This window comes from Streptomyces inhibens (assembly GCF_003389455.1).
Classification (GTDB): domain Bacteria; phylum Actinomycetota; class Actinomycetes; order Streptomycetales; family Streptomycetaceae; genus Streptomyces; species Streptomyces inhibens.
The window spans coordinates 1-8,585 of sequence record NZ_QUAC01000391.1; the positions used below are offsets into that span (position 1 = coordinate 1).

At 73.1% G+C, this 8,585-nt stretch carries 6 protein-coding genes; 3 read left to right on the top strand and 3 right to left on the bottom strand.

Translation table 11 applies throughout. The annotated features are described in order from the left end of the window. Both DY245_RS35405 and DY245_RS35410 read right to left on the bottom strand, forming a co-directional pair. Positions 1–3,311, bottom strand: a 3,311-nt coding sequence (locus DY245_RS35405) for a glycosyltransferase family 2 protein (RefSeq protein WP_147318418.1), incomplete at its 3' end; no start/stop codon positions are given. A 327-nt stretch (positions 3,312–3,638) separates the two neighbouring features. Continuing rightward, complete coding sequence (locus DY245_RS35410; protein WP_003983763.1) at positions 3,639–3,902, bottom strand: WhiB family transcriptional regulator; 264 nt, start codon at positions 3,900–3,902, stop codon at positions 3,639–3,641. 731 nt (positions 3,903–4,633) lie between these two features. Between DY245_RS35410 and DY245_RS35415 the strand changes: the two genes are divergently transcribed. Genes DY245_RS35415 through DY245_RS35425 form a run of 3 tightly spaced genes read left to right on the top strand, consistent with a single transcriptional unit; the run spans position 4,634 to position 7,540 of the window. Continuing rightward, positions 4,634–5,164 carry a cysteine dioxygenase gene (locus DY245_RS35415; RefSeq protein WP_128511199.1) on the top strand — a complete coding sequence of 177 codons (531 nt, stop codon included), beginning with the start codon at positions 4,634–4,636 and terminating at the stop codon, positions 5,162–5,164. A gap of 37 nt (positions 5,165–5,201) precedes the next feature. Continuing rightward, on the top strand, positions 5,202–6,209 hold the full coding sequence (gene cofD, locus DY245_RS35420; protein ID WP_128511200.1) for a 2-phospho-L-lactate transferase: 1,008 nt from the start codon (positions 5,202–5,204) through the stop codon (positions 6,207–6,209). Further along, positions 6,206–7,540, top strand: coding sequence for a coenzyme F420-0:L-glutamate ligase (locus DY245_RS35425; RefSeq protein ID WP_128511201.1), 1,335 nt, complete (start codon positions 6,206–6,208; stop codon positions 7,538–7,540). Before cofD ends, DY245_RS35425 begins: the two co-directional genes overlap by 4 nt. An 18-nt stretch (positions 7,541–7,558) precedes the next feature. Here the strand turns inward: DY245_RS35425 and DY245_RS35430 are convergent, their stop codons facing one another. After that, positions 7,559–8,464 (bottom strand): DNA-3-methyladenine glycosylase family protein, encoded by a 906-nt coding sequence (locus DY245_RS35430; RefSeq protein WP_128511202.1) that lies wholly within the window; start codon positions 8,462–8,464, stop codon positions 7,559–7,561. Positions 8,465–8,585: the final 121 nt, after the last annotated feature.

An 8,585-nucleotide genomic window follows, 5' to 3' on the forward strand; every position in this document is an offset into this window, starting at 1 on the left:
CCGTCGCCGGCGGCCGCGGCGGCCTGGGCGGCCTGGGCGGCGACGGCGTCCTCGGGCAGGTCGTCGTCGATCTCGCGGCGGCGGCCCGGCAGCGCCAGCACCACCAGGACGACGGCGAGCAGGCCCTGGGCCCACAGCCAGAGGGTGTGGCCGAGCGGGTTCTCGTGGGTGAGGTCGAGCGTGCCGCCACCCGCAGGGAGCGCGAAGCCCTGCGCCCAGCCGTCGACGGTGACGGGCTTGAGGGGGGTGCCGTTGAGCGTGGCCCGCCAGCCCTCGTCGGCGGCGTCCGCGAGGCGCAGCACCCGGCCGTCGGCGCTGGTGGGCACCTTGGCGTGTGCCTCGACGGGGCCGGACGGTACGGCGATGGGCGCGGCGGCCTCGTCGGCGCTGGTGCCGTCCTTGGCCTCGCCCGCCACGATCGAGACCCGCGAGACCCGGCGGTCGACCCGCCACAGGGCGCTGCCGTCGTCCTGGCTGAGCCGGGTCAGACCCGGGGTCGCGTCCAGTACGCGGCCCATCTCGCGCGGCGCACCGTCCCTGACCAGGACGTAGCGGACCGCGTAGCCGCCGAGCTGGTTGGTCTGGTCGGCGCCGGATCCGGCCACGAGGTTGGCGACGATGCCGTCGAGCCGCTTGTCCTCGCCCGCTTCGGCGGCCAGATCGGCGTCACCGAGCCGGGCGCCGGAGCCGCGGACGAGGGAGTAGTCGACATGGCCGGGCTTGCCGTCGAGGACCAGGGTGCGGGCGCGGTCTGCGGTGCCGGACTCCTCGGCGACGAACGCCGGGACCTGCTCCGGGTTGCGCCGCTCCAGCGGTCCGTCCGCGCCGGCGATCATCCAGCTGGCCGCGGCGTAGAGCGGGGCGAGCACGGACGCCAGCGCGATCAGCACGGCGACCGGCTGCTTCCAGCCGAAGCCGAGGCTGGCCATACGGGTGCGGATGCCCTCGGCGCCGACCGCGGCGGCGCACAGCAGCGCCAGGCCGTAGACGAGCATCGCGGGGCCGGTCCAGCCGGAGCCGTTGCCGAGCGCCGCGAACAGCAGCCCGGTCAGCGCCACCACCCAGGCGGTACGGATCGCGAGCTGCCGCGCATCGCGCAGCGTCGCGGCCAGCGCGGCCAGGATGATGCCGAAGAGCAGTACCCCGCCGACGGCCTTGGGGCCGCCGGGGCTGAGGCCGATGAGGTCCACCACGGAGGCGGAGCCGGCGCCGTAGTCGAGTCCGGCTTCCTGGAAGAAGCGGGCGGGATGGGTCAGCAGGGACAGCGACCAGGGGGCGAGCACGACGAGCGGGGCGACGACCACGACCAGGAAGCGCAGCAGATACGCGAACAGCTGGTCGCGGTTGCCGTCCAGGAAACGCAGCACCAACAGGCCGATGCCCAGCAGCACCGCGATCGGCCAGACGACCGGGGTGAAGGCCATGGTGAAGGTGATCAGCAGCGCATACGCCCAGGTGGCGCGCCAGCTGGGCCGGGTGCCCGCCGGCAGCCGCAGTCCTCCCCCAGTCTTCGACCGGGGGTACCCCCATGCAGCGATCGCGGCGCGCGCCATCAGGGGCAGCAGGATGGCGAGCACCGCGGTGCCCAGCCGGCCGCCCGCCAGCGCGCCGGCGGCCGCGGGCAGGAAGGCGTACGCGATGCTCCCCCAGGCCCGCAGCAGCCGGGAGGCGACCAGCGGGCGGGAGGCGAAGTAGGCGGTGAGGCCGGCCAGCGGGACCGAGCAGACCAGCAGCAGGGTGACGGCGAAGCCGGTGCTGCCGAGGAAGATGCTCGACACCAGGGCGAGGATCGCCAGGTAGGGGGGTGCGGAGGCGCTGGCGCCGACGCCGACCGGATGCCAGCTGTCGAGATACGCCGACCACAGGTCGGACAGGCTGCCGGGCGCGGGCAGCATCGCGCCGCCGGTCAGCGCGCCGGAGCCGAGCAGTTGGCGGCAGGCGATCAGCGAGACCACCAGCAGGAGGAGGAAGAGCACCGGTGCGGGCTTGCGGGCGATCCGCTTGAGCCGGGCGAACTGCTCGATCTCCAGGAAGTCGGCGTCGTCGCCGCCGGGCCCGGACTCGACGGCGCCGTGCCGGCCGGCCGAGGCCACGTCGGGCGCGGCGCGTCCGGCGAGGTTGCCGGCGACCTGCTCGACGGTGGCCCGTACGGTCGCGCCGGGTGGCGGGAAGAGTGGTCGGAGGTCGCTCGCGTCGACCGCGGGCCGGCCTCTCTTCTTGCGAGCCGCGAGGATCTTGCCGGGCCGCAGCAGGGTGCCGAAGAGCCCGGCGAGTTCGTCGAGCGCCTGGCCGGGGACCTTGCCGACGAGGTAGGCGATGACCCGCAGGAAGGTGCCGATCAGCAGTCGCAGCAGGACGTACGGGAGCACCCGGCCGCCGGTGTTGGTGAGCAGGGTGTAGACGGCGCCGGCCTTGTCGACGCGGTGCGGGTTGGCCACCGAGCGGCCGACGCAGTCGATGGGGCGGCGCTCGCGGGCGGCGGCCTCGGCGTGCCGCAGGACGGCGTCCGGTGCGACGAGCACCTGGTGGCCGGCGGCCTGGGCGCGCCAGCACAGGTCGACGTCGTCGCGCATCAGCGGCAGCCGGCGGTCGAAGCCGCCCAACTGCTCGTAGACATCACGGCGGATGAGCATGCCGGCGGTGGAGACGGACAGGACGGGGCGTACCTGGTCGTGTTGGCCCTGGTCCTGTTCGCGGCGGTCCAGGCCGGTCCAACGGCGTCCGCTGCGCGCGATGCTGACGCCGGCTTCGAGCAGCTGACGGCGGTCGTACCAGCTGCGCAGCTTGGGGCCGACGATGACCGTGGACGGGCTGGCGTCGGCGACCCGCAGCAGCTCGGCGAGCGCGTCCGGCTCGGGTGCGCAGTCGTCGTGCAGCAGCCACAGCCACTGGACCGGTTCGCCGTGCGGCAGCTCCGGCATCTCGTAGGCCTCGTCGCGCCAGGTGCGGCTGACCGGGTCCCAGCCGCTGGGCCGTCGCAGATACGGCAGGTCGTCGGGGGTGAGTTCGGGGGCCGTGCGGACGGCTTCGTCGACGGCGGTGCCGAATCCGGAGCGGCGGGCGAGATGCAGCACCCGCTGGTCCCCGATCGCCTCGGCGAGCAGCTGGGCGGAGGTGTCCGCGCTGCCGGTGTCGGCGCCGATGACGTTCTGCACCGGGCGCTCCTGGCCGAGCAGGCCGGCGAGCGCATCGGGCAGCCAGCGGGCACCGTCATGGGAAACGATCACGGCGGTGACGACATGCCGCGGGAACTCTGGGGTGGCGGCTTCATATGAGGCGGCCTGGGCCGCCGACTGGCTGTGCACGGACATCGAGGTACGGGCCCTCCGGACCCGGGAGTTCGAAGGCCCCCGGCGAAGTCGCTCAGGGCCCCCGCCCCCGGAAGACACTGCGACGGACTACGAGGCGACGCGCGCGCCCGGCGGGGCGGCGGCGCATCTCGGACGGGGCCCCACACTAATGGTTCGCGCCGGTGCCCCGACGGGGCCCGTACGAAGCAGTACACAGCAGTCCGCCTCCGGCGGCCGGGGCGTCGGAGGCGGAGAGTTCACTATAGGGGGATATGGGGAGTTGGGGTGGTACGGCGGCGTGGTCCGGGAGACCGCGCGCCGTCGGTCCTGAGGGCTGCCCTGTCATCGTCAGACGGCAGCCTTCTTGAGCCGACGCCGCTCGCGCTCGGACAGGCCGCCCCAAATGCCGAAGCGCTCGTCGTTGGCGAGGGCGTATTCAAGGCACTCGGACCGTACTTCGCAGGCGAGACAGACCTTCTTGGCCTCGCGGGTGGAGCCACCCTTCTCCGGGAAGAAGGACTCGGGGTCGGTCTGGGCGCACAGTGCGCGCTCCTGCCAGCCGAGCTCCTCATCCGCCTCCTCGACCAGCAATTCCTGGAACAGCTCGGTCATGTGCGCCCCTCGTCTGTCTTTACGTCCCCGTGATCAAGCCGTGATCGATTTCGGCTGAACGACACGAGTGAAATTACAAGTGTGGTGATCCGGGCCAGTCAAGCCGAGATCTGCTATTGAGCCTCTTATTCACTCGGCGGAACCAAGCGGATGCGGAAAGTGTTCAAATCAGTAAAAACCAGGACACTTCCGCGGGCGTGCCACCCGGCACGTCCTCTTCGCTTACTCAGACGCGATCGAGCGGCATTCACGTTGCACCCCCGCACTCCGAAGCGGGGAAGATCACAGACGGATCACGGGACCGCAACGGTGTTTGGAGGGGCGGTTGCCGGTCGATGTCTCCGTACCAACGACTGCACAAACCTTTCTGCGGGCGGAGTAACCGGATGAGGTGAAAGTTTTACGGCAAACCAGGCATCCGGTTGACATTGCGCCGTGAACCCGGTCTCCTTGACCCCATGCCAGCGACTCCCGCGCCCCGACTGACCCGTGCCTACGGGTCGCTCTGCGCTGCGCAGGCTCGCTGTCGCTGTTCCAGCTGTCGAAGCCACTGAGCTCCAGCCTCTTCGCTCGCACCACCCCCGCAGCGCCCCTGCTCCGCGCCCACCGCGCCGCGCCCCCCACAGGGAAAGCCGGCGCCGTGCCGCATCCTCCCCAGCTCACGCTGGGCGGTGCCCCAGGCGGCCCTCCCCAGCGTCACCCCAGCACTTCGCCGAGGAACCCGAAACCCGATGAACAGCGACGTTCAGATCGCCGGCGACCCGCTCGCCATCCCCCACCTGCTGCCGCCCGTTCCTGCGCACCCGGCCACCGTCGCCGGCTTCGCCGGGCTGGCCCGCTCGATCGCCGCCGACCGCGCCGCATGGGCCCCGCTCGTCCGCTACGACGCCACCACCCGCTGGTACCACCGGCTGCGCACGGGCCCGGGCTACGAGGTGTGGCTGCTGAGCTGGGTGCCCGGCCAGGGCAGCGGCCGGCACGACCACGGGCCGTCCTCCGGTGTGCTGACCGTCCTGGAGGGCGAGTTGACCGAGCGCGCCGAGGCCGGCCACCGTACGCTCGCGGCCGGCGCCCAGCGGGTGTTCGCCCCCGGCTACGTCCACGAGGTCGTCAATGACGCCCTGGTGCCGGCCGTCAGCCTGCATGTCTACTTCCCGGGCCTGACCGAGATGCCGATGCTCCCCGGGAACCGGCTGCGTTCGGCCGGCGGGACCCCCGCCGCCCACTGCACACCCTCGGCCCGCGAGACCGCCGCCTCCTGACGCAACGAGGCCCCCGCCCGGCTGACAGACTGTCGCCATGCGAATCGTGGTTCTGGCCGGCGGTATCGGCGGCGCCCGCTTTCTGCGGGGACTGAAGGCAGCGGCTCCGGACGCGGACATCACCGTCATCGGCAACACCGGCGACGACATCCATCTGTTCGGGCTCAAGGTGTGTCCCGACCTCGACACAGTGATGTACACGCTCGGCGGCGGCATCAACGAGGAGCAGGGCTGGGGCCGCGCCGACGAAACCTTCCGGGTGAAGGAGGAGTTGGCCGCCTACGGCGTCGGCCCCGAGTGGTTCGGCCTCGGCGACCGGGACTTCGCCACGCACATCGTGCGGACCCAGATGCTGAGCGCCGGATATCCGCTGAGCGCCGTCACCGAGGCGCTGTGCGCACGCTGGAAGCCCGGCGTACGGCTGCTGCCGATGTCCGACGACCGGGTCGAGACCCATGTCGCCATCGACGAGGACGGCGAGCGCAAGGCGATCCATTTCCAGGAGTACTGGGTGCGGATGCGCGCCTCGGTGCCCGCACATGCCGTGGTGCCGGTCGGCGCCGAGCAGGCCAAGCCGGCGCCGGGCGTGCTGGAGGCGATCGCCGGGGCGGATGTGGTGCTGTTCCCGCCGTCCAACCCGGTGGTGAGCATCGGCACGATCCTGGCGGTGCCGGGCATCCGTGAGGCCATCTCGGACGCCGGGGTGCCGGTGATCGGTCTGTCGCCGATCGTCGGGGACGCCCCGGTGCGCGGTATGGCCGACAAGGTGCTGGCGGCGGTGGGGGTTGAGTCGACGGCCGCGGCGGTGGCCAAATATTACGGCGGAGCGGAGCGACGTCCCTCGAAGGGCGGTGGTGGGCGACGGGAGGGCGGTCCGGGGCTGCTGGACGGCTGGCTGGTCGACTCCGTCGACGCGGACGCGGTGGCCGAGGTCGAGGCGGCCGGTATCCGCTGCCGGGCCGTGCCGCTGATGATGACGGACCTGGACGCCACGGCCACGATGGTGCGTGAGGCACTGGCGCTGGCCGAGGAGGTCCGGGCATGACCGGCGGCGCCGGCGAGGTGCCCGGCTACCGGGTGTGGGCGCTGCCGGGGATCCCCGAGGTGCGGCCCGGCGACGATCTGGTCAAGCTGATCGCCGCGGCGGCGACCGCCGACGGGCTGCCCCAACTCATCAACGGCGATGTGCTGTTGGTGACCTCGAAGATCGTCAGCAAGGCCGAGGGCCGGGTGGTCGAGGCCACCGACCGCGAGGCGGCGATCGACCAGGAGACGGTGCGGGTGGTGGCGCGCCGCGGCACGCTGCGGATCGTACAGAACCGGCAGGGCCTGGTGATGGCGGCGGCCGGTGTCGATGCCTCCAACACCCCTTCCGGGACGGTGCTGTTGCTGCCGGAGGACCCGGACGCCTCGGCCCGCGCCCTGCGGGCCGGGATCCGCGAGGCACTCGGCGTCGAGGTCGGCGTCGTCATCAGCGACACCTTCGGGCGGCCGTGGCGCACCGGCCTCACCGATGTCGCCATCGGGGCGGCCGGGGTGCGGGTGCTGGACGATCTGCGCGGCGGCACGGATGCGTACGGCAATCCGCTCAGCGCGACGGTGGTGGCCACCGCGGACGAACTGGCCGCGGCGGGCGACCTGGTGAAGGGCAAGGCCGCCGGGCTGCCGGTCGCGGTGGTGCGCGGGCTCCCGCATGTCGTCGAGGAGACGGGTGACGACGAGGGTGCGCGGGCGATGGTGCGCGGCTCCGAGCACGACATGTTCCGGCTGGGCACGTCGGAGGCCGTACGGGAGGCGGTGACGGCGCGGCGTACGGTCCGCGCGTTCACCGATGATCCGGTCGATCCGGGCGCGGTGCGGCGCGCCGTGGCGGCGGCGATCACCGCCCCGGCGCCGCACCACACCACGCCGTGGCGGTTCGTCCTCCTGGAGTCGGCAAAGTCGCGGCTGCGGTTGCTGGATGCGATGCGGGACGCCTGGATCGCGGATCTGCGCGGTGACGGCAAGGCGGCGGAGTCCATCGCCAAGCGGGTACGGCGCGGTGATCTGTTGCGCGCCGCGCCGTATGTGGCGGTGCCGTGCATGGTGATGGACGGCTCGCACACGTATCCGGACGCACGGCGGGGCGCGGCCGAGCGGGAGATGTTCGTGGTCGCGAACGGCGCGGCCATCCAGAACTTCCTGGTCACGCTGGCGGGCGAGGGCCTCGGCTCCGCCTGGGTCTCGTCGACGATGTTCTGCCGGGACGTGGTCCGGGACGTGCTCGGGCTCCCTGGGGACTGGGAACCGATGGGGGCGGTGGCCATCGGACGTCCCGCGGAAGTACCGAGGGCCCGGGCGGCGCGGAACGCCGACGACTTCGTCGTGCTGCGCTGACCTGCGCCGTCGGCGCGGTCACAGACGGGCGATGTCCCCCACCGGGAACCGCGGCGCCCGCCGCGGCGGTGTGATGCCGCAGAGCAGGATCAGCCGGGCCGCCCGGTGCCGCTGGCCCTCGTAGGGCGCGAGGAGTTCGAGCATCTGCTCGTCGGTGGTGCCGCGGCGGCCGGTGAGGGCATAGCCGATGATCTTCGGCAGATGGAGATCGCCGACCGTGATCGCGTCCGGTGCGCCGAGGGTGCGCTGCAGCGTCTCGGCGGCCGTCCACGGGCCGATGCCGGGGAGGGCCGTCAGCCGCCGGGTGGCGTCCGCGAGATCCATCCGCGCGGCCTCCTCCATCCGGCGGGCCACCTGCACCGCGCGCAGGATCGCGGAGGAGCGCTTGGCGTCGACGCCCGCGCGGTGCCACTCCCAGGACGGGATCAGCGCCCAGCCGCGCGGCTCCGGCATCACCCGCATCCGCTCCCAGGGGCCGGGCGCGGGCTCGCCGTGCCGCTGCAGGAGGAGCCGCCAGGCGCGGTAGGCCTCGTCGCTGGTGACCTTCTGCTCCAGGATCGAGGGGATCAGCGACTCCAGGACCAGGCCGGTCCTGGCGAGCCGGACGCCGGGGTGGCGGCGGCGCGCCTCATGGACGATGCGGTGCCGGGCGGTCAGTTCCGTCGGGTCGTCGGACTCCCCCAGCAGGTCGGGAAGGCGGTCCAGCAGCCAGTCGGCGCCCGGCCCCCAGGCCTCGGCCTCGACGCTGCCGGCGGCCGGGCGGGCCGCGATGCGCAGCGTGCCGGGGCCCTCGGGCGTACGGCAGGACCGCCACAGCTCGCCGCCGCGCACCGCGAACGCGGGGTCGCCCGGGCCGCGCTGCAGCACACACAGGGTGCGGTGCAGGTCGTACGGGCCGGGCGGGACCCAGGTGCGGGCGGGCATGCGGCCAGGTTAGGCGATGGGGGTGACAACGGGCCGGGGGCGGCCGGGGGTGGGGCCTGGGGGGCCTAGGGGGTGGGCGAACACATCCCGTAAGGGGTGCGAGCGCCCCCTGCGGGGCCAC